Here is a 19,942-nt window from a genome sequence, read left to right on the forward strand (position 1 = left end):
CCGGCCGGGCCGGCACCGCCGGGATGGGTGGTATGGGCCACGGCAAGGGCGAAGGCGAGGAGGATCAGGAACACCAGAGGCCGTCTTGGCTCGTCGAGGCCGATCCCGACAGCATCTTCGGCACCGACGAACGCACCGCGCCGCCCGTCATCGGAGAGTGACGCCGAATAGTCCCAGGTCAACGAGGCCAATTCCGGCGTAACGCCCACGCCGGACGGTGCGACGTACGGGGCAACGACGGCGTGACAAGGAATGGCAGGCGAAATTGGCACACACCGCCTCTCTCTCGCAGCTGCAAAAACCAGCCTGGGCACTGGTCAACGGTGATCTTGTCCCGTACGAAGAGGTCAAGATCCACATCGGAGCCGAGGCGCTGACTCGTGCGTTGAGCGTGTTCGAAGGGATCAAGGGGTACTGGAACCGCGAGGGCGACGTCTTCGCGGTGCGCGGTCCCCGCCGGCACTACGACAGATTGTGCCGGTCCGCGGCATTGATGCAGATTCCCGTCACGTTCGGTTACGACGAGTTTCTCACCGGGCTGGCCACGCTGGCCGAGCAGCTCCTCGTCCCCGAGCGCGACCTCTGGTTCCGTCCGACGATGTACGTGACCGAGGGGCACTGGGGCGAGGGCACCCGAGCCGATCTCGTGGTGACCGCGTTCACTCAGCAGAAGCACGACCCGGATCCCATGCGGCTGGGCGTCAGCACCTGGCGGCGCGGGCCGGACGTGTCGCTGCCGACCAGGGTGAAGTGCAGCGCCAACTACGTCGTGGCGCGGCTCGCCCGGATGGAAGCAGGCAGGCTCGGTTACGACGACGCGATCCTGCTCAACCCCGCCGGCCGGGTCGCCGAGGCGACCGGTGCCTGTGTGGTGATCGCCACCCGCGGCCGCATCGCCACTCCCCCGCCGAGCGAGGGGTGCCTGGACAGCATCACCATCGACGCCGTCGAGCAGATCTGCCACGACCTCGATCTGCCCTTCGAGCGGAGGCCGGTCGACCGGACCGAACTGCTTTCCGCGGACGAATGCGGCCTCGCCGGAACCATCACGGAACTCACCCTGGTCGAGGAGATCGACGGCTTCCACTACCGGCAGAACGGCTTGCTGGCCCAGGTGAGGCAGCGCTATCTGGAATTCGTGCGGGGTGAATCCGTCACGCCGGGGATCGAACTCGTGCCGCTCAACCTGACCGAGACCTACGCCGCGGTCAGGTAGCGACGGGCTTCGGGTAGCCGGGACCCCCTTATTCCGGCCATCCCATCTTCGAGCGCAGCGCGGCCAGGCTCGGGGCTTTCCGGTCCCGGTCCGACATCGCCGTGACGGGAAGCGGCCACGGAATTTCCAGTTCCGGATCGTTGAAGGCGATCGTGACGTCCTCGGACGGATCGTGCTCACGGTCGATCCGGTACGAGATGTCGGCGGGATCGGTCAAGGCCTGGAAACCGTGCGCACACCCGGCCGGAATGTAAACGCTGACCTGCGTGTGCCCGGAAAGTTCGACGAACTCCCGGTTCCCGTAGGTCGGCGAATCCGGCCGCAGGTCGACGAGGACGTCGAACACCGAGCCGGACGAGCAGCGCACGAGCTTCGCCTCACCGGCACCCGACCGCAGATGCATTCCGCGGACGACCCCCTGCCTCGACCGCGAAACGCTGTCCTGGACGAAGGCGCACGGGTCGATGCCCACAGACCGCACGACCTCGGCGTCGAAAGTGCGGGAGAAGAAGCCGCGTTCGTCGGAATGCGGTGTGGGCACGAAGAGGTAGGCGCCGGAAATGGCCGGAACCGGAACAGCCTTCACGAGATCACCTCGGACAGAACGTCGAACTGGCGCCGCAACTCACGCGCGTTGGCCTGGTTGCGTTCCGCCATCGTCCTGGTCAGCTTCTCACGTTCCCGTTCCAGGGCGGTGAACTGCTCGACCAACCGGTCGAAGTCCAGGGCATCGGCGGACTGGCAGAATTCCGCCAGACCCATGTCGGCCATCAGGACCTCGTTCTTCCGCGCATAGCCGAGCGACACCGTCGGCTTGGCGAGTTTCAGCGCGCACAGCACATTGTGGTACCGGGTGGCGACCACGGTCTCCACGGCCGACATCTCCCGCATCAAGTCGTCCAAAGAGGATACCCGCGGCGCGGTCACCCGGTCCGTGCGCAGGTCCGGCCGGTAGGACCGCACGTCGGCGAGGATCTCGGAGACCACGCTCTGGTCGACGTCGTCCCCCGTGAACAGCCGTACCTCGCGGCCCTGGTCGACCAGCCAGCGCACGAACCGCTTGATCTCGGCGAGGTAGCGGGTGTGGATCTTCTCGGCCCTGGCCCGGTCGTCATTGCTGCCGTAGTAGGCCATCACGCCGACGCCGACCTTGCCTGAAGAGTCGCTGCCGGAAGGCGGCACCGGCAGCGAGAACACCAGGTCGGGGTAGACCTCGTCGCGCGAGGTGTCCACACCCATCCGCCGCAACGAATCCTTCGACAAGGTGTCGCGATAGGACCGGTAGTAGGCCAGCCGGGCGGCCGAGGTGAACATCAACCGGGTGAACCGCTTCTTGATCACATTGGACCCGACCACGACGAGCGCGACCCTGGTCCGGAAGATCCGCCCAGTTGCGCACAGCAGCAGCAGCGCATACGGAAATCCCCACGCGCGCAACGGAAGCGACGCCTCCAGCACGCCCATACCCGGGACGATCACGACATCGTGCCGCCGCACCCACAGTGCGGTGCGAACCGCGTCGACACCCTTCCCGAGCGTCTTGAGCGCGATCGTCGCCAGGCGAGAGCCGGACCGCTCCTTCCCGTAATACCAGTGCAGCGAAACGGCCGGCAGCCCGTAGCGCTCGCGCACCTTGTCCGGCCCCATACACATGAAGTCCACAATGGCGTCGGGGTACCGTTCCTCGAGGAAATCGAGCACCGACTCCAGGGATCCGTCGTTGCCGAGGTTTCCCGAACCCAGCAGGCCGAACAGGCCCACGCGCAGAGTCATCGTGCCCCCTGCCCGGGCACCACGCCGACGACCGAGAACGCGGACAGGTCGACCTCCGCCTGCGGCTGGTCGGTGACCACGCCCCACGATCCGCGCCGCTTGGCCCGGCTCACCACCCACTGGCGCAGGTCGCGGTAGCACTCGCGGCGTTCTTCGAGGGTGAGTGGCGCACGCTGGATCATCGAAGCGTAGGCCCAGATGTACTCGGCGAACAGGCGCGCGACCGGGTGCCGGACCGGGTCCGCCCGGCGCGGGTCGAGGTTCGCGCACCGCTTGCGCACCGTCGGGCACGCTCGTTCGGCGCGATCCGGGTGGTCGCGCCGGAAGTACAGCCAGTCGGGGACCTGGTGGAACGGCCCGTGCAGGGCGAGTTCGGTGATGAAGGTCCGGTCCGCGTGGTGGTAGCTGTTCAGCGGCTTGATCCGCCGCAGCACCTGGGACCGGATGACCGCGCCGTCGTCGTCGCCACCATTGGCGAACAGCATGCTCCGGAACCGCTCCGGCGCGTGCGGCGAGCCTGTCTTGAGTGGATAGTCGATCGCCCGGGTGACCGCGCCCGCGGAGTCGATCATCGCGGTCCAACCGTGCGCGGCCACCACGTCCGGGTGCTCGTCGAGCGCTTCGACGCAGCGTCGCAGCAGGTCACGGGCGTACAGGTCGTCGTGCGACGCCCACTTGAACAGCTCGCCGCGCGAGACGTCGAAGACGAAATTGTGGTTCGGCGCGCAGCCGAGGTTGTTCCGCTGGCGGATGTACCGGATCCGCGAGTCCTGGGCGGCGAACTTCCGGCAGATCTCTTCGGTGTTGTCCGTCGAGGCGTTGTCGCTGATGATCAACTCGTAGTCCTCGTGGCTCTGACCGAGCAGGGCCTCGATCGACTCGGCGAGGAAGTTTTCGCCGTTGTAGACCGGCAGCCCGACGCTCAACCGGGGAACGCGTTTCACTTGATCTCCTTGATGCCGGATTGCAGCTGGAACCACCACACGGTGGCGCCGATGACGTTGGCCGCGGCGACCCCGATCGCCGAGCCGAGCGCTCCGTCCACGACGGCGCCCACGAGCCCGCCCGTGACGTAGAAACTGGAAGTGACCAACTGGGTCGGCATGCTCCGCTTGGCGGCGCCGAGCGCGCGCAGGCCGGCCTGCGCCCCGGTGGTGAAACTCGCCCCGACCACGGACAGCGTGGCCGGCACGATCAGAGTCGACGCGGTGATCCAGACCTTGCCCAGCACGAATTCGCCCGCGACATCGGGCAGCAACAGCAACGCCACCCCCCAGAGCAGCGCGGCGCCGGCCTGGCCGACACCCAGCAGCAGGCAGAACTGGCGCAGCCGGTGCGGGGCACGCTGGACCACCCGGGACGCCTCCGCGACGGTGACCAGCGAGAGTCCCATGAGGACGGCCAGGAAGGGCCCGAGCAGCAGTTCGGCGCCGCGGACGGTGCCGACGGCGGCGAGCCCGGCGATGCCGCCGAGCCCGTAGGACCGCAGTTGCGAAGCACCGCTCGTGCTGACGTTCTCGAGCAAATAGCGGGGCGCGAGGTCACGCTGCTCGGCCAGCCAGCGCCGCGCCGAGGAGACCCGCGGCCAGATGCCGGTCTGGAAGTAGCCGAAACCGGCGGCAACGGCCGCCGCGGCACCCCAGGCGAGCACGAACCCGGTCACGGTGCCGTTCCTGGCGGCGACGAACATGGCGGGGACCAGCATCAGGCCCCACACCAGGTCGTTGGTGAAGGCCTTCCTGCCCTTCCCGTCCGCGAAGAACGCGTACCGCCAGCTGTCCTGCAACAGCAGCGCCGGGAGCACGACGCCGAGACCGACGAAGCCATGCCCGAGCGCGCCCCCGAGGGCCACGCCGAGCAGCAGACAGACCGCGCCCGCCGCGGCCCCGACCCCGAGCGCGGTGCCCGACGCCCTGGCCACCGCCAGCCGCCAGCGGTCGAAGGGGGCGCCGCTGAACCGCACCATGAGCGGATCCGTGGCCAACCCCCGCGACACGTTGAGTGCGACGCCATAGGTCACCAGCGCGAGGCTGAAGATTCCGAACGCGGTCGCACCGAGCGACCGGGCGACATAACTGCCGACGGCGAAGTTGGTCAGGCTGGACACCGCCTGGTCGGCGAGGCCCCAGCTGAGCCGTCCCGCCATGGCCCGGACGGGGCTCCGGTGCGCCATCTTGCGGTGCCGGCCGCCGTAGCTCCGGCGACCGTGCTCCCGGGACATGGCACCGGGGGGCACGCGCGCGGTTTGCTCGTCGCGCCGCCCGGGTGCTGGCGACATCTGGGGGTCCGCCCCCAGGTTCCCGAGTGGGGGCAAGCGCCCGGACACCTTTCCGGAGTCGGTCATCAGTGGCGCCGCAGGGTGTCGTCGACCCTGCCGGCGTCGGCCTGGTCGCGCAGCCAGGCCAGCCGCGTGAAGCGACGCTCGAAATCCTCCGCGGTGAGCTCGAACTTCTGGTATGCCTCGGCCAGTTCGACCGCGCCGTCCTTCACCGTCCACTTGCAGGCGAAGCCGGGGATCGCCTCGCGGAACCGGGAGAAGTCCACCCGGTAGGAACGCGGATCGGCGCCGGCCTCACCGGTGATCGCCAGCCGTGACCCGGGCACCGCCTCGACGACCTGCTCGGCGATCTCGGCCACGGTCACGTTGTTGGCCTCGGTGCCCACGTTGAACGCCCTGGCGTGCACGGCCTCGCGTGGCGCGACCAGCACGGCGGCGAAGGCGCGCGCGATGTCCTGTGCGTGCACCAGCGGCCGCCACGGCGTGCCGTCGGAGAGCACCCGCACCTCACCGGTCAGGAACGCGTGGCCGACCAGGTTGTTCAGCACGATGTCCGCGCGCAGCCTCGGCGAGTAGCCGAACGCGGTCGCGTTACGCAGGAAAACCGGTGTGAAATCGTCGTCGGCCAGTTCGCGCAGGTCGTCTTCGACCCGGACCTTCGACTCGGCGTACGGGGTCACCGGCCGCAGCGGCGCGTCCTCGTCCACCAGTTCCTCGCCCCCCGAAGCGCCGTAGACCGAGCAGGTCGAGGCGTACAGGAACCGGCGCACCCCGGCGTCCTTGGCGAGCCGGGCGAGCCGGACCGAGGCGTGGTGGTTGATGTCGTAGGTCAGCTCCGGGGCGAGCGCACCCAACGGGTCGTTGGACAGCGCGGCCAGATGGACGACCGCGTCCACTTCGGACAGCTGCTCGGCGGTCACGTCACGCAGGTCGACCACATGCCCCGGCGGGTCGTCCGGCTGGGGACCGAGCACGCAGCCGGTGAACAGCCCGGAGTCGAGGCCGACCACCTCGTGCCCGGCGGCGGCCAGCACCGGCGCCATCACCGTGCCGAGGTATCCCAGGTGCCCGGTGAGCAGTACTCGCGCGCTCACGCGGCCTCCCACAGCGCCCACGGACGGTTGCCGTGCGCGTAGTCATGGTCGAGCGCCGCCCGTTCCTTCACCGTGTCGGTCGGCTTCCAGAACCCGCGGTAGGGGTAGGCCAGCAGCCTGCCGCGCTTGGCCAGTTCACCGCACCCGTCGACGACCAGGTCGCCGTTCTCCGGAATGTGGTCGAAGATCTCCTGCCGCAGCACGAAGTAACCGCCGTTCTCCCACAGCGGCATCTCGTTGACGGGCGTGATCGCGCCGATCATGCCGCCCTCGGCCATCTCCACACAGTGGAACGAGGACTGCGGCGGAACCACCATCATGGACGCGCCGGCCTCGGCCTCGGTGAACCGGTCGATCATTTCCGGCAGCGGGGCGTCGGTGAGCACGTCGGCGTAGTTGGCGAGGAACATTTCGTCGCCGTCGAGGTGGTCGCGCACGCGGCGCAACCGCTCCCCGATCGGGGATTCGATTCCGGTGTGCACGAAGGAAATCGACCAGTCCGCGATGTCCGTGGACAGCATCTCGGTCTTGCCGCCCTTGAGCACGAAGTCGTTCGACGCGGTCTCTTCGTAGTCGAGGAAGAAGTCCTTGATGTGGTGAGCGCCGTAACCGAGGCAGAGGATGAACTCGGTGTGCCCGAAATGCGCGTAGTAACGCATCACGTGCCAGATGAGCGGCCGGGGGCCGACCATGGCCATGGGCTTGGGCGCGTCGTCGGCGGGGCCGTTGCGCATGCGCATGCCGTATCCGCCACAGAACAGAACTACCTTCACTGTTACAGCACCTCCAGGCGCGGGATGGGGAAGACCAGTTTGCCGCCCCAACTGGCCACATAGGACAGTTGTTCGGTCAGTTCGGCCCTGAGGTTCCAGGGCAGGACGAGAACGTAGTCGGGCTCCTCGGCGGCGATGCGCTCCGGCGGCAGGACGGGGATGCGGGTGCCGGGGGTGAACCGACCGTGCTTGTAAGGGTTCCGGTCGACCGTGTAGGCGAGCAGGTCGGTCCGGATGCCGCAGTGGTTGAGCAACGTGTTTCCCTTGCCGGGGGCTCCGTAGCCCACGACCGTCTTGCCCTGTTCCGCCGCCTCGGTCAAGAAGCGCAACAGGTCGAGCCGCACCTTCGTGACCTTCGCGGCGAACTCCGTGTAACCGGACAACTCATGTAGCCCGGCGGCCTTCTCCTGAACGAGCACCTCGACCATGCGCGCGCTCTGCTCGCCGGCGACCTCGGCGGGCCGCGCCCACAGCCGGATCGACCCACCGTGTGTCGGCAGCAGCTCGACGTCCACAACGGACAGTCCACCGACGGCCAGCGCACGCCTCGCGGATTCCACCGTGTAGTACTGGAAATGCTCGTGATAGATCGTGTCGTACTGCACGTGCTCGATCAGGGTGAGCAGGTGCTGCACCTCGATGCTCACCCAGCCGTCGTCCGCGACCAGTGCGCGGAGCCCGTGGGTGAACCCGATGATGTCCGGAATATGGGCGTACACGTTGTTCGCCACGACAAGATCGGCCGGTCCGTGTTCTTCGCGCACCGCGGAGCCGGTCTCCGGGCTCAGGAACGCGGTCAGAGTCGGCACACCGGCCTCGCGGGCGGCCTGCCCGACGTTCACCGAGGGTTCCACGCCCAGACAACGGATACCCTTGTCCACCACGTGCTTGAGGAGGTAGCCGTCGTTGCTGGCCACCTCGACGACGAACGAACCGCCGCCCAGCCCGATCCGTTCGGTGGCGTCGCGGACGAAATTCCGGGCGTGCTTCACCCAACTGGCGGAGTACGAGGAAAAGTAGGCGTAGTCGGTGAAGGTTTCCTCCGGCGTGATCAACGGAGGAAGCTGAGCGAGCCAGCAGTCGGTGCAGACCTTCAGATGCAGCGGGTAGGTGATTTCCGGCTCATCGAGTTGTGCCGCGGTAAGGAAACGCTCACAAGGCGGCGTCGCACCCAGGTCGGCCACGCTGGCCAAGCTCGTCGACCCACAGAGGCGACAGGTTGTCATTTGACGGGTCTCCTTGCTCGCGGGTGGCGGACATGCACCCCCTGATTCGGCGCGCGCACGAGGGTTGTTACAAGCTCGCGGCGCGGATTCCGAACCCGACCAAGGAAATCACAGACCAACCACGCGCCCGGTCAGTGGCTCCGTGGCGGCGCCGCCTTACTTGCGGATCTCCAGCGTGCAGCATTTCGGGCCGCCGCCCGCCTTGCGGAGTTCGGAGATGTCGACAAGAACGGGCGCGTAGCCGAGCGCCGAGAGACGCTCGGCGAGAGCCGTCGCCTCGAGCGAAAGTACGACGTTGCGGCCGTCGGAGACGCCGTTCAGGCCGAAGCATTCCGCGTCCGCCGCGTCGGCGAGCACGGCGTCCGGGAACAGCTTGGCCAGTACCTGGCGGGAACCCGGTGAGAACGCTTGCGGGTAGTACGCGATGTGCGCGGGTCCGGTTTCGGTCGCCTCGCTGAGCACGAACAACGCGGTGTCCAGGTGGTAGTAGCGCGGGTCGACCAGCCGCAGCGACAGCACCGGGACGCCCAGCGCCTCCTGCGCCTCGGCGTGCGCGAGCGGGTCGGTCCGGAAGCCCGTGCCGGCCAGGAGCAGGCGGCCGGTCCAGGCGAAGTCCCCCTCCGCCTCATTGATCTTCGCGGGCATCACCACTTCGCGGTAGCCGCGCTCGACGAACCACCGGCGGAAATGCTCCGCCTCGGGTGCGCGTTGCGCCGTCCGGAACCGGGCGCCGAGTACCCGCCCGCCGACGACCGTCCCGGAGTTCGCCGCGAAGACCATGTCGGGCAGTCCGGGCTGAGGCTGGATCTCCTCCACGGTGTGACCAAGCCGACGGTAGGTGTCACGAAGTCGTGTCCACTGCGCGACCGCCCGCTCGGTGCTGACCGGCTGATCGGGGTCCATCCAGGGGTTGATCGCGTACTCGACGCCGAAGTACCGCGGCGGGCACATCAGGTACCGCCGGGTCGTGGGCACTCGCGGGGTCATGAAACCAAGGTAAGGCTTCGATTCAGGGACAATCAATCGCACAATCTTGCGCAGATACCTGCTAAACATTGCGTGTGAACCCGATAGATCAGCGAATCGTTTCGTGTCTGGTGGCCAACGCGCGGTCCAGCTACGCCGACGTCGGCAAGGTGGTCGGGCTGTCCGCGCCCGCGGTGAAACGGCGGGTCGACCGGCTGCTCGACTCGGGGGTGCTGCGCGGGTTCACCGCAGTGGTGGATCCGGAGGCACTCGGCTGGGGGACCGAGGCGTTCGTCGAGGTGCACTGCCGGGGCAACGTGCCGCCGTCCCGGATCCGGGCACGGCTCGAACCGCTGCCCGAGGTCGTCGCCGCCTACACGGTGACGGGCGCCGCCGACGCGATCGTGCACCTGCGTGCCGCCGACATCCACCAGCTGGAAACCGCGCTCGAACGCCTCCGCGGTCTGGACATCGTCGACCGCACGGTCTCCACGGTGGTGCTCTCGCGGCTGCTCGAGCGTCCTCCCAAGCCGGGCACGACATGAGGACCAGGCGCGCTTCGCGTCGAACTCGCGGCTGCCGTAGGGCGCGCCGTCACTCCCTGTCGGGCCGGCAGGCGCCCTTTCCGACAACCCGACCGAAGCTCGTCACACATCGCGCGCAAGGCCAGGTAGGCCGGGAGGAACATGGAGTCATGACCGAACGCATCCTCGTCCAGCGTGAGGGCAAGATCGCGATTGTCACCGTCGACGCCCCGGATCGGCGCAACGCGCTCACACTCGCTCTGTCCGCCGAACTCGCCGAGGCCGTCGACGCCGCGGAACGCGACGAGAACGTGCACGCGCTGATCGTCACCGGGACACCACCCGCCTTCTGCGCTGGTGCGGACCTCTCCACTCTCGGCGCGGCCCAGGAAGAGGGACTGCGTCAGGTCTACTCGGGTTTCCTCGCCGTCGCCCGTTGCGTCTTACCCACCGTCGCCGCCATAGGCGGTCCCGCGGTAGGGGCGGGGCTCAACCTGGCGCTGGCCGCGGACGTCCGGCTCGCCGGGCCGCGGGCGAAGTTCATCCCCCGCTTCCTCGAACTGGGCCTGCACCCCGGCGGCGGCATGACCTGGATGCTCCAGCGCGCGGTCGGCGGGCAGCTCGCCCGCGCCATGACCCTGTTCGGCCAGAGCCTCGACGCCGAGGCGGCCACCCGGGCCGGTCTCACCATGCGGACAGTGGAAGGTGATCACCTAAAGTTACTGGAGGCCGCACTGGAATTGGCTCGACCGGCGGCCGAAGCACCTCGGGAAGTCGTACTGGCGACCAAACGATCGATGCGCTTGACCACGGCTTTGTCGGAGCAGGAGGCGGCCGTGGAGACTGAAATCGGGCCACAGCTGGAATCGTTGAACTCGCCTGGGTTCGCCGAGCGGCTGGCGGCCGTGCGGGCCCGGATTGGCAGCGCAAAGTAACTGTTACGATGAGTTACGGGTAAGCCGGGTCACACGGCCGCACGGCAGGCCAAAACGCGAAGTAAGGTAGAGGTATCGGCGACGGGAGAGAGGTATCCCCCAACCCATGAGCACAAGTGCCAACGGCAATGGCGCGTTGTCGGCTACCCGCCCCACGGATATCTCGAAACTGGACCGCGTGGTGGTCCGGTTCGCCGGTGACTCCGGTGACGGAATGCAGTTGACCGGTGACAGGTTCACCTCGGAAGCGGCCGCGTTCGGGAACGACCTGGCCACCCTGCCGAATTTCCCCGCGGAGATTCGGGCACCTCAGGGCACCATCCCGGGCGTGTCGTCGTTTCAGGTGCATTTCGCCGACTACGACATTCTGACCCCGGGCGACCGGCCGGATGTGCTGGTGGCGATGAACCCGGCGGCGCTGAAAGCGAACCTTCCCGATCTCCCACATGGTGGGACGGTCATCGTGAACACCGACGAGTTCACCAAGCGCAACCTGACCAAGGTCGGCTACGACGCCAACCCCCTGGACGACGATTCGCTGTCGGCCTTCCAGGTGCACCGGGTGGCGATGTCGACGCTGACCCAGGGCGCGCTGGCCGACACCGGCCTGGGCAAGAAGGACGCCGAGCGCTGCAAGAACATGTTCGCGCTCGGTTTGCTGTCGTGGATGTATCACCGGCCGACCGAGGGCACCGAGCGGTTCCTGCGTGAGAAGTTCGCCCGCAAGCCGCAGATCGCCGAGGCCAACATCCTGGCCTTCCGCGCGGGCTGGAACTACGGCGAGACCACCGAGTCGTTCGTGACCACCTTCGAGGTGGCGCCGGCGAAACTCACCCGCGGCACCTACCGGCAGATCACCGGCAACACCGCCCTCGCGTACGGGATCGTCGCGGCCGGCCAGCAGGCCCGGTTGCCGATCCTGCTGGGCACCTATCCGATCACCCCCGCGTCGGACATCCTCCACGAGTTGTCCAAGCACAAGAACTTCGGTGTGACGACCTTCCAGGCCGAGGACGAGATCGCCGGGATCGGCGCCGCGCTGGGCGCCTCCTACGGCGGCGCGCTCGGCGTCACCTCCACCTCCGGCCCCGGCGTGGCGCTCAAGAGCGAGACGATCGGGCTCGGCGTGATGGTCGAGCTGCCGTTGGTGGTGATCGACGTCCAGCGCGGCGGTCCCTCCACCGGCCTGCCGACCAAAACCGAGCAGGCGGACCTGCTGCAGGCGATGTTCGGCCGCAACGGCGAGTCGCCGGTGCCGATCCTGGCCCCGCGGTCCCCGGCGGACTGTTTCGAGATCGCGTTGGAAGCCACCCGCATCGCGCTGACCTACCGCACGCCGGTGCTGCTGCTGTCCGACGGCGCGATCGCCAACGGCTCCGAGCCCTGGCTCGTCCCCGACGTGGCCGACCTGCCCGACCTGCGGGTTCAGTTCGCGACCGAGCCCAACGCCGGCGACGGTTCCGGCGAGTTCTGGCCCTACGTCCGGGATCCGGAAACCCTCGCCCGCGCTTGGGCCGTCCCCGGCACGCCCGGCCTGCAGCACCGCGTCGGCGGGCTGGAAAAGGCCGACGGCAAGGGCAACATCTCCTACGACCCCGACAACCACGACAAGATGGTCCGGCTGCGCCAGGCCAAGATCGACGGCATCGAAGTACCCGACGTAGTGGTCGACGACCCGTCGGGCGGCAAGGCGCGCGTGCTGGCGCTCGGCTGGGGATCCAGCTACGGCCCGATCGGCGCGGCCTGCCGCCGCGTCCGCAAGGCCGGGTTGCCGATCGCGCAGGCCCACCTGCGCCACCTCAACCCGCTGCCGGGCAACCTCGGCGACGTTCTCCGTCGCTACGACACCGTCGTGGTGCCCGAGATGAACCTCGGCCAGCTCGCGCTGCTCCTGCGCGCCAAGTACCTGGTCGACATCCAGTCGCACACCAAGGTCGCCGGGCTGCCCTTCAAGGCCGAGGAACTCGAGAACGTCTTCACCGACATCATCAAGGGGGGAGTGCCCGCATGACAGCGCGCGAACTCATGGAGGGATCAGCATCATGACCGCCACCGACCTGGGCCTGCCCACCACCGGTGGATTGGCTTTGGTTCCCACCACTGACGAACCGCAGAAGGCCAAGGACTACAAGTCGGACCAGGAGGTCCGCTGGTGCCCCGGCTGCGGTGACTACGTCGTGCTCAACACGGTGCAGTCGTTCCTGCCGACGCTGGGGCTCAAGCGGGAGAACATCGTCTTCGTTTCCGGCATCGGCTGTTCCTCGCGCTTCCCGTACTACCTCAACACCTACGGGATGCACTCCATTCACGGCCGCGCCCCCGCCATCGCCACCGGTCTGGCCACCACCCGGCCCGACCTGTCGGTGTGGGTGGTCACCGGTGACGGCGACGCACTGTCCATCGGCGGTAACCACCTGATCCACGCCCTGCGCCGCAACGTCAACGTCAAGATCCTGCTGTTCAACAACCGGATCTACGGGCTGACCAAGGGCCAGTACTCGCCCACCTCGGACCAGGGCATGGTCACCAAGTCGACGCCGATGGGCTCGGTGGACACCCCGTTCAACCCGATCTCCCTCGCTTTGGGCGCGGAAGCCGGCTTCGTCGGCCGCGCGCTCGACTCGGACAAGGCCGGACTCACCGAGGTGCTCACCGCCGCCGCCCAGCACCGCGGCTCCGCCCTGGTCGAGATCTACCAGAACTGCCCGATCTTCAACGACGGCGCCTTCGATGTGTTGAAGGACCGAGACGACGCCGCCCAGCGGCTCATCCCGTTGAAGGCCGGCCGGCCGATCCGGTTCGGGCCCGAGCGCGAGTACGGCGTCGTCGCCACCGGTTGGGGTGGCTTCGACGTCGCCAAGGTCGACGAAGTGGGCGAGGACGATCTGGTCGTCCACGACCCCACGATCGAGGACACCGCCTACGCCTTCGCCCTCTCCCGCCTCGGTGACCAGCACCTCAACCACACGCCGACCGGCATTTTCCGCCAGGTCAGCCGGCCCACCTACGACGACCAGGCCCGCGCCCAGGTCGAGCAGGCGCGCGAGGCCAAGGCGCCGAACCTCCAGGCCCTGCTCACCGGCAAGGACACCTGGACCGTCGTCTGACGACCTTTCGCGAGTCCCACGCTTCGGGTGTGTGAGGGCCCGCATTCCCGTCGCACCGAATGTGGCACTCACACGCGCTGGACGCGCGGAAGGGGGACGCGGTCAGGTCAGGGGGCGGAAGCCGACGCGTTCGGCGTCGGCGGCGCTGCGGAACCACACCTCGGCGACCATTCGCGAGTACTGTGGCGAGTCCTCCGTGCAGTAACGCAGCGCGGTGACGCTGGCCTTCACGGCGAATTCCCCCGACGGGCTCCCGCCGCCGGGGCGTGGCATCGCCGACCCGGGACCGAACGGCCCGGGCGGCACCGAAGAATCCAGCATGGGCTTGCGCGCGGGCGGCGGAGGAGGCGCCGAGTCGGGGGAAATCGCGTGCGCGCCCCCGGGTTGCACTGCCGGCTCGAACAGCGAACCGCTGTGCCCACCCTCGTCCGGCCGGCTCGGCTCCCGGCGCTCGATGGCCCGCATTGACGGCTGAATCGGCTGTGGCGGCTCGAAACCGCCCGGCGGTGACTGCCGTTGCCGGGGCTGGCGCCGGGGCAACACCTGCGTGGTCTCGGAGGCCAGCTCGCTCGGGGCGTCCGGGGCTTCACCGTCGCCGAACGCGTAGGCGGGCGGCCGGGGGTCGGGCTCCGGCTCCCCGAAGCCGGAGAAGTCCGGCTTCGGGCGGCTGCCCGGGTCGAACAGGGAGCCCCGCTCGGATCCCTTGTCCGCGACCGGCTCGTCGTCGACCGGTCTGAAGATCGACGTCGATTCCGTTTCCGCCTCGGGCTCCAGGGCCGCACTTCGCCCGACGAACGCCGTCACACCCGACGGGAAGGGCCCCGGCTCGGGCTCCAGCACCGAACGCCCCCGGAAATCCGGCGGAGGGAACGACTCTGGTTCGGACTCCGGCTCCAAAACCGCGCTACGCCCGACGAACTCGGTCACGGAAGACGGCTCGAACAGCTCCGGCTCGGCATCTTCCCGGCGCTCGTGCCGGTTGGGCGATTCACCGAAGCTGTCCCGCTCGAGCCAGTTCGGCTCCGAATGGTGTTCGACCGGCGCGGGCGCGGGGTTGAGCGAGGCCAGGAACGACTCGGGCTCGGGCTCCCGACGCGCGACCGGCTCGGACTCCGGTACGAACGCCTTGGTGGGCGGGGCGGGCTTACGTTCGGGAGCCGGCGCCTTGCGGGCCACCTGCAGCTTGCGCTCGAGCTGCCGGTTCTTCGACTGGACCGGCCGGACCAGCACCAACCAGGTCAGCAGCACCCCGATCAGGAACGCCGCGACGCTCCACAGCCACACCTGTCCGAAGATGGACATCCGTGCTGTCCTTCCTTTCCGGCCACTGCGGTACCAGCCAGTTCGTCACCGTGTGCGCGCGACCAGGTACTCGGCGACCGCTTCGCACGCGTCCCGCGCCACCGACGCGGGCAACGCGGACAATTCCTCCCGTGCCCGACGAGCGTAGTCAGACAGGGTACCGAGGGCTCGGTCCAGTCCACTCGACTTCCGCAGCAGCTCCAGCGCCTCGTCGACCAGCACGTCCTCGGTGATCGGACCGGCGAGCAGTTCGACCAACCGTGGGTCGGTGCCGGGATCGGCCAGCGCGTAGAGCATCGGCAGCGTGCGCACGCCTTCGCGCAGGTCGGTACCCGGAGTCTTGCCCGATTCGTGAGACGGGGAGGCGATGTCGATGATGTCGTCGGAGATCTGGAACGCGGTCCCGACGATGTCGCCGAACCGGCGCAGCGCGTCGACATGCCTGGGCTCGGCCCCGGACACCATGCCACCGAAGCGTCCCGCCGTGGCGATGAGCGAACCGGTCTTCTGCGCGATCACGCTGAGGTAGTGCGCCACCGGGTCCTCGCCGTCCGCCGGCCCCGCGGTTTCCCGCATCTGACCGGTGACCAGTTCGGCGAAGGTCTCCGCGATGATCCGTGCCGCGTCCGTGCCCAGTTCGGAGACCAGCCGGGACGCGTGCGCGAACAGGAAATCCCCGGTCAGGATCGCGATGCTGTTGCCCCAGCGCGAGTTGACGCTGGGCGCGCCACGACGCATCGTGGCCTCGTCCATCACGTCGTCGTGGTACAGCGTCGCCAGGTGGACCAGCTCGACCGCCGTCGCCGCGGTTACGACGCCTTCGTGGTTTCCCTTCCCGAACTGGGCCGCGAGCAGGGTGAACAACGGGCGAAAGCGCTTGCCACCCGCCTCGAACAGGTGCGCCGCGGCCTCATGCACGGCTCTCACGTCGCTGCGTGCCGTCTCGCGCAGCAGCTTCTCGACATCGGCGAGACCCGCGGCCAGCGTGCGCAACAGGGTTTCATCGGCGATCCGCAGGCCAACGCTCGCGCGCAGATCCTCGATGGCGTCACTCTGAACCGACAACGTCCTCGCCCTCCGCAGTCTGATACCGGTCCTCACCAGCGTAATGGCAACCGGTGGACGGCCGTTCGACCACTCGTGCAGGGCACGGGTGACAAAGGCGACAGGTTCACCCTCCGGCACCACACGGATCAGCTTGCTGCTGGTTTGCGTCCAGCGCGGACAACGCCGCTCACACCACCTGGAGACGACGATCCGATCGGAGGAATGGGTTATCGCCTGCCGCTGTGTCGAACCCGGTCATCTCCGCGATGTCTTCGCCGGACAGGCCCTTCCTCCGCAAGGCGTCCGCGATCGCGGCCACCATCTCCGGACGCTCCGGAGCCAACCGATCGCTTCCCGGCTCGTTCACCTTCCAGCCGCGAGCGTTCATCGCCTTGTGGAACTTGACACGGCCTTCGGCTGTCACCGTCCCAGTGCGAACGCTCGCTCGAACAACGACTGCATGGAAGTTCCCCACACCTGTTTGAGCTCGTGGAGCCTTCCGATGTCGACCGCGCGCAGTTCGGGGCGAATCACATGGCTGGGCATGAGGAACTCGGCGGCGAACTCGTTGGCTTCGCGCTCCGGATCGTCAACGGCAAGTCCGTTGTGCAGGACCAGGTGGCCCAGCTCATGGGCAAACGTCAGTCGCTTCCGGTCGGTTGGGCTCGCGCTGTTGATCAGGAGCACCGGATGGTCGTCGACCCACTGGGTTGTTCAGGCGTGCTTCCAGCCTTCGCCACACCGAAGCCTTCGTCGTCTTATGCCGTCGCATGTGCACGTCGACTACCAACGCTCCCCGCACGACGTGATCGCGCAGCAGGAATCGCCGCGAGACACCGAGTTCACGGGCAAGCCGCGTGATCGTTTCATCGTCCGGCATCCGTTGATCATTCTCGTACCGGGACAGGGCCGCCTGCGTGACGCCCGTTCGACTGCAGAGCTCCTCTTGCGTGAGGCCCCGGGCTCGGCGAAGCATCTCCAGCACCTCGCCGATCGTGTTCACCTCAGCTGCCCGCCTTCCTCCGCATCGCCGACAGCCTCGGACAGGTCGATCTGCGGCAAGGTCGGCTGCATGGGAGTGTACGAGATGACTGTGCCGGCCTCACCGGCTTGCTCGTCGAGGTCGACAAGCTCTCCGTTCGATGGGGAGTGCGGGGTGTCGGCGGGACCGACACCCCGCACCACAACGGACCGTCAGAACGCGAAGCCGCCCGCGCCGGCCCAGTTCAGGGCGATCGACGGGATGACGCCGAGCACCAGGGTGATTACGACACCCAGGGTGATGGCGATCGTGGTGGAGATCCCGGGGACGCTCACGGTCGGGCCCTCGGGCGACGGCTGGGAGAAGTACATCAGCACGACCACCCGCAGGTAGAAGAACGCCGCGACCGCGCTGAACACCAGCGCGATGACCACGAGCGGCGCCATCCCGTCCCGCAGCGCGGCCGAGAACACCACGAACTTCCCGACGAAACCACTGGTCAGCGGGATCCCGGCGAGGGCGAGCAGGAGGAAGGTGAACACCCCGGCCAGCAGCGGTGACCGTTTCGCCAACCCTGCCCACGCCGACAGGTGCGTCGCCTCGCCCGTCGAGTCACGCACCAGCGACACCACGCCGAACGCGGCCAGCGTGGTGAAACCGTAGGCCAGCAGGTAGAACAGCGTGCCGGACAGGCCTGAGCCGGTCATCGCGATCGTACCGACCAGGAGGAACCCGGCGTGCGCGATCGACGAGTAGGCGATCATGCGCTTGACGTCGGTCTGGGTCAGGCCGAGCACGGCGCCGATGGCCATCGACACGATCGCGACCGCCCAGAGCACCCCGCGCCACTGCCAGCTCGTCGACTCGAACCCGACGGTCAGCACACGCAGGATCCCGCCGAACGCGGCGACCTTCGTGCAGGCCGCCATGAACGCGGTCACCGGGGTGGGTGCGCCCTGGTAGACGTCCGGCGTCCAGGTGTGGAACGGGCCGACCGAGCCCTTGAACAGCAACCCGACCACGAGCAGGCCGAGGCCCGCGAACAGCAGGGTGTCCGAGCGGTCCGAACCGGCCGCCGCGTTCGCGATCTCCGCCAGTTTGACCGAGTTCGCGTAGCCGTAGAGCAGCGCGAGCCCGTACAGGAAGAACGCCGACGAGAACGCGCCGAGCAGGAAGTACTTGACGGCGGCCTCCTGGGACAGGAGCCGCCGGCGGCGAGCCAGGCCGCACATCAGGTACAGCGGCAGGCTCAGCACCTCGAGTGCGATGAACATGGTGAGCAGGTCGTTCGCCGCGCAGAAGGTCATCATGCCGCCGAGCGCGAAGAGCGTCAGCGGGAACACCTCGGTCTGCGCGCTGGTCGAGGTGAGCTGCGCCCGGTCCTGGAAGGTGCCGGGCCGGATCGACGCCTGGGCCACGAACGCGCCACCGGGCTCCACCACCCGGTCGGCGATGAGCAGCACCGCGCCGAACGCGAGCGCGAGCAACGTGCCCCACAGGAACAGCGCGGGCTTGTCCACGCTGATCGCCCCGCTCATCGTGGTCAGCCCCGCCTTCGGGGAGTCGCTGACGTAGACACCCAGCGCGATCCCCGCCGCGACGATCGCCAGCAGGCTCAACGCCACCTGGGAACCCCAGCGCTGGTGCCGGGGCAGGAACGCCTCGAACAACACGCTCACGCAGGCCGCGGCGAGCACGATCAGCACCGGCAGGATCGCCGGATACTGGATCTGCGGGATCGAGAGCTGCTGCGCCAGAACCATCAGTGGCCTCCTTGCGTGGCCGACAAAGTAGCCTGAACCGACGGGGTGACCGTGTCCAGCACGGGTTTCGGATAGAACCCGAGTCCGATGATCAGCACGACCATCGGGATCAGGATCGCCAGTTCCCGGCCGCCGAGGTCCCGGATCGCCTTCTTCGCCCCGAGTTCCGGCGCCACCGCCGTGCCGGGTCCTCCCCCGGCGCTGACCAGGGCGTTACCGCGGACCGGCCCGGTCATCAGCCGCTGGTACAACCACAACACGTAGGCCGCGGCGAGCACCATGCCGACGGTTGCCAGGATCGCGTACACCGGCTGGGTTTCGAAGGAGCCCAGCAGCACCAGGAACTCGCTGACGAACGAGTTCGTGCCCGGCAGGGACAAGGTGGACAGACCGGCGACGAGCAGCATGCCGGCCAGCAACGGCGTCACCTTCGCCATCCCTCCGTAGTCGGAGATCCGGGTGGAGCCGCCGCGCGCCATGACCAGGCCGAGCACGACGATCAGCATCCCGGTGGCCAGGCTGTGGTTGAGCATGTACGTCACCGAGCCGACCTGTGCCTGGCTGGTGAACGCGAAGATGCCCAGCGCGATGAACCCGAAGTGGGAGATCGACGTGTAGGCCACCAGGCGCTTCATGTCGCTCTGGCCCATCGCCAGCAGCGCCGCGTAGAGGATGCCGATGACCGAGAGCACCAGCACCACCGGCGCGAAGTAGCGGGACGCGTCCGGGAACAGCGGCAGGCAGTAGCGCAGGAAGCCGAACGTGCCGACCTTGTCCAGGACGCCGACGAGCAGCGCCGCGCTGCCGATCGGCGCCTCGGCATCGGAGTCGGGCAGCCAGGTGTGGAACGGCACCAGCGGCGCCTTGATCGCGAACCCCACGAAGAAGCCCAGGAACAGCCACTTCTGCAGGCCGGGGTTGATGTCCCCGGCGACCAGCTGCTCGAACGAGAACGT

Annotated in this window: 19 protein-coding genes; 5 read left to right on the top strand and 14 right to left on the bottom strand. The window is 68.2% G+C overall.

The window, feature by feature from the left end; genetic code table 11:
* Positions 1-265: 265 nt before the first annotated feature.
* Positions 266-1,216, top strand: coding sequence for an aminotransferase class IV (locus VJT49_RS31545; RefSeq protein WP_324168625.1), 951 nt, complete (start codon positions 266-268; stop codon positions 1,214-1,216).
* A 28-nt stretch (positions 1,217-1,244) separates the two neighbouring features.
* Here VJT49_RS31545 and rfbC read toward each other — a convergent pair whose 3' ends face one another.
* The 8 genes from rfbC to ddaH form a co-directional block, all read right to left on the bottom strand.
* The gene (rfbC, locus tag VJT49_RS31550) at positions 1,245-1,802 is read right to left on the bottom strand and encodes a dTDP-4-dehydrorhamnose 3,5-epimerase (protein WP_324168626.1); all 558 of its coding nucleotides are present in this window, start codon (positions 1,800-1,802) and stop codon (positions 1,245-1,247) included.
* On the bottom strand, positions 1,799-2,989 hold the full coding sequence (locus tag VJT49_RS31555; RefSeq protein WP_324168627.1) for a polysaccharide pyruvyl transferase family protein: 1,191 nt from the start codon (positions 2,987-2,989) through the stop codon (positions 1,799-1,801). The genes rfbC and VJT49_RS31555 overlap by 4 nt, the downstream gene beginning before the upstream one ends.
* Entirely contained in the window at positions 2,986-3,933 is a 948-nt protein-coding gene (locus VJT49_RS31560; RefSeq protein WP_324168628.1) for a glycosyltransferase family 2 protein, read from the bottom strand. Before VJT49_RS31560 ends, VJT49_RS31555 begins: the two co-directional genes overlap by 4 nt.
* Positions 3,930-5,162, bottom strand: coding sequence for a hypothetical protein (locus tag VJT49_RS31565; protein WP_324168643.1), 1,233 nt, complete (start codon positions 5,160-5,162; stop codon positions 3,930-3,932). The genes VJT49_RS31560 and VJT49_RS31565 overlap by 4 nt, the downstream gene beginning before the upstream one ends.
* 170 nt (positions 5,163-5,332) lie before the next feature.
* On the bottom strand, positions 5,333-6,361 hold the full coding sequence (locus tag VJT49_RS31570) for an SDR family oxidoreductase (protein WP_324168629.1): 1,029 nt from the start codon (positions 6,359-6,361) through the stop codon (positions 5,333-5,335).
* Positions 6,358-7,134, bottom strand: coding sequence for a glucose-1-phosphate cytidylyltransferase (locus VJT49_RS31575; protein ID WP_324168630.1), 777 nt, complete (start codon positions 7,132-7,134; stop codon positions 6,358-6,360). The genes VJT49_RS31570 and VJT49_RS31575 overlap by 4 nt, the downstream gene beginning before the upstream one ends.
* Positions 7,135-7,136: 2 nt before the next feature.
* Positions 7,137-8,360, bottom strand: a complete 1,224-nt coding sequence (locus tag VJT49_RS31580; protein WP_324168631.1) for a class I SAM-dependent methyltransferase — start codon at positions 8,358-8,360, stop codon at positions 7,137-7,139.
* Positions 8,361-8,516: 156 nt separating this feature from the next.
* Positions 8,517-9,347, bottom strand: a complete 831-nt coding sequence (gene ddaH / locus VJT49_RS31585) for a dimethylargininase (protein WP_324168632.1) — start codon at positions 9,345-9,347, stop codon at positions 8,517-8,519.
* A gap of 74 nt (positions 9,348-9,421) precedes the next feature.
* Between ddaH and VJT49_RS31590 the strand changes: the two genes are divergently transcribed.
* The 4 genes from VJT49_RS31590 (at position 9,422) to VJT49_RS31605 (ending at position 13,892) form a co-directional block, all read left to right on the top strand.
* Positions 9,422-9,871, top strand: a complete 450-nt coding sequence (locus tag VJT49_RS31590; RefSeq protein ID WP_324168633.1) for an Lrp/AsnC family transcriptional regulator — start codon at positions 9,422-9,424, stop codon at positions 9,869-9,871.
* Positions 9,872-10,020: 149 nt separating this feature from the next.
* Positions 10,021-10,785: an enoyl-CoA hydratase gene (locus VJT49_RS31595; protein ID WP_324168634.1), complete on the top strand. Its 765-nt coding sequence runs from the start codon at positions 10,021-10,023 to the stop codon at positions 10,783-10,785.
* A 106-nt stretch (positions 10,786-10,891) separates the two neighbouring features.
* Entirely contained in the window at positions 10,892-12,796 is a 1,905-nt protein-coding gene (locus VJT49_RS31600) for a 2-oxoacid:acceptor oxidoreductase subunit alpha (RefSeq protein ID WP_324168635.1), read from the top strand.
* A 31-nt stretch (positions 12,797-12,827) separates the two neighbouring features.
* Positions 12,828-13,892: a 2-oxoacid:ferredoxin oxidoreductase subunit beta gene (locus tag VJT49_RS31605; RefSeq protein WP_324168636.1), complete on the top strand. Its 1,065-nt coding sequence runs from the start codon at positions 12,828-12,830 to the stop codon at positions 13,890-13,892.
* Between the two features lie 102 nt (positions 13,893-13,994).
* Here VJT49_RS31605 and VJT49_RS31610 read toward each other — a convergent pair whose 3' ends face one another.
* From VJT49_RS31610 to VJT49_RS31635, 6 genes are all read right to left on the bottom strand, one after another.
* The gene (locus VJT49_RS31610; RefSeq protein WP_324168637.1) at positions 13,995-15,194 is read right to left on the bottom strand and encodes a hypothetical protein; all 1,200 of its coding nucleotides are present in this window, start codon (positions 15,192-15,194) and stop codon (positions 13,995-13,997) included.
* A gap of 45 nt (positions 15,195-15,239) precedes the next feature.
* Complete coding sequence (locus VJT49_RS31615; RefSeq protein ID WP_324168638.1) at positions 15,240-16,259, bottom strand: polyprenyl synthetase family protein; 1,020 nt, start codon at positions 16,257-16,259, stop codon at positions 15,240-15,242.
* 402 nt (positions 16,260-16,661) lie between these two features.
* On the bottom strand, positions 16,662-16,928 hold the full coding sequence (locus tag VJT49_RS31620; protein WP_324168639.1) for an ImmA/IrrE family metallo-endopeptidase: 267 nt from the start codon (positions 16,926-16,928) through the stop codon (positions 16,662-16,664).
* A complete protein-coding gene (locus tag VJT49_RS31625) occupies positions 16,870-17,244 on the bottom strand; it encodes a helix-turn-helix transcriptional regulator (protein WP_324168640.1) in 375 nt (124 codons plus the stop codon). The genes VJT49_RS31620 and VJT49_RS31625 overlap by 59 nt, the downstream gene beginning before the upstream one ends.
* 191 nt (positions 17,245-17,435) lie before the next feature.
* Positions 17,436-18,986: an NADH-quinone oxidoreductase subunit NuoN gene (gene nuoN, locus VJT49_RS31630; RefSeq protein WP_324168641.1), complete on the bottom strand. Its 1,551-nt coding sequence runs from the start codon at positions 18,984-18,986 to the stop codon at positions 17,436-17,438.
* A partial coding sequence (locus VJT49_RS31635; protein ID WP_324168642.1) for an NADH-quinone oxidoreductase subunit M occupies positions 18,986-19,942 on the bottom strand: 957 nt, incomplete at its 5' end. The genes VJT49_RS31635 and nuoN, both read right to left, overlap by 1 nt.

This window comes from Amycolatopsis sp. (genome assembly GCF_035276945.1).
Taxonomy (GTDB): domain Bacteria; phylum Actinomycetota; class Actinomycetes; order Mycobacteriales; family Pseudonocardiaceae; genus Amycolatopsis_E.

Bases quoted from the DNA above. Each gene is read 5' to 3' on its own strand.
- VJT49_RS31555 (WP_324168627.1), bottom strand. From the start codon at position 2,989: ATGACTCTGCGCGTGGGCCTGTTCGGCCTGCTGGGTTCGGGAAACCTC.
- VJT49_RS31565 (WP_324168643.1), bottom strand. From the start codon at position 5,162: ATGGCGCACCGGAGCCCCGTCCGGGCCATGGCGGGACGGCTCAGCTGG.
- VJT49_RS31580 (WP_324168631.1), bottom strand. From the start codon at position 8,360: ATGACAACCTGTCGCCTCTGTGGGTCGACGAGCTTGGCCAGCGTGGCC.
- ddaH (WP_324168632.1), bottom strand. From the start codon at position 9,347: ATGACCCCGCGAGTGCCCACGACCCGGCGGTACCTGATGTGCCCGCCG.
- VJT49_RS31595 (WP_324168634.1), top strand. From the start codon at position 10,021: ATGACCGAACGCATCCTCGTCCAGCGTGAGGGCAAGATCGCGATTGTC.
- VJT49_RS31600 (WP_324168635.1), top strand. From the start codon at position 10,892: ATGAGCACAAGTGCCAACGGCAATGGCGCGTTGTCGGCTACCCGCCCC.
- VJT49_RS31605 (WP_324168636.1), top strand. From the start codon at position 12,828: ATGACCGCCACCGACCTGGGCCTGCCCACCACCGGTGGATTGGCTTTG.
- VJT49_RS31610 (WP_324168637.1), bottom strand. From the start codon at position 15,194: ATGTCCATCTTCGGACAGGTGTGGCTGTGGAGCGTCGCGGCGTTCCTG.
- nuoN (WP_324168641.1), bottom strand. From the start codon at position 18,986: ATGGTTCTGGCGCAGCAGCTCTCGATCCCGCAGATCCAGTATCCGGCG.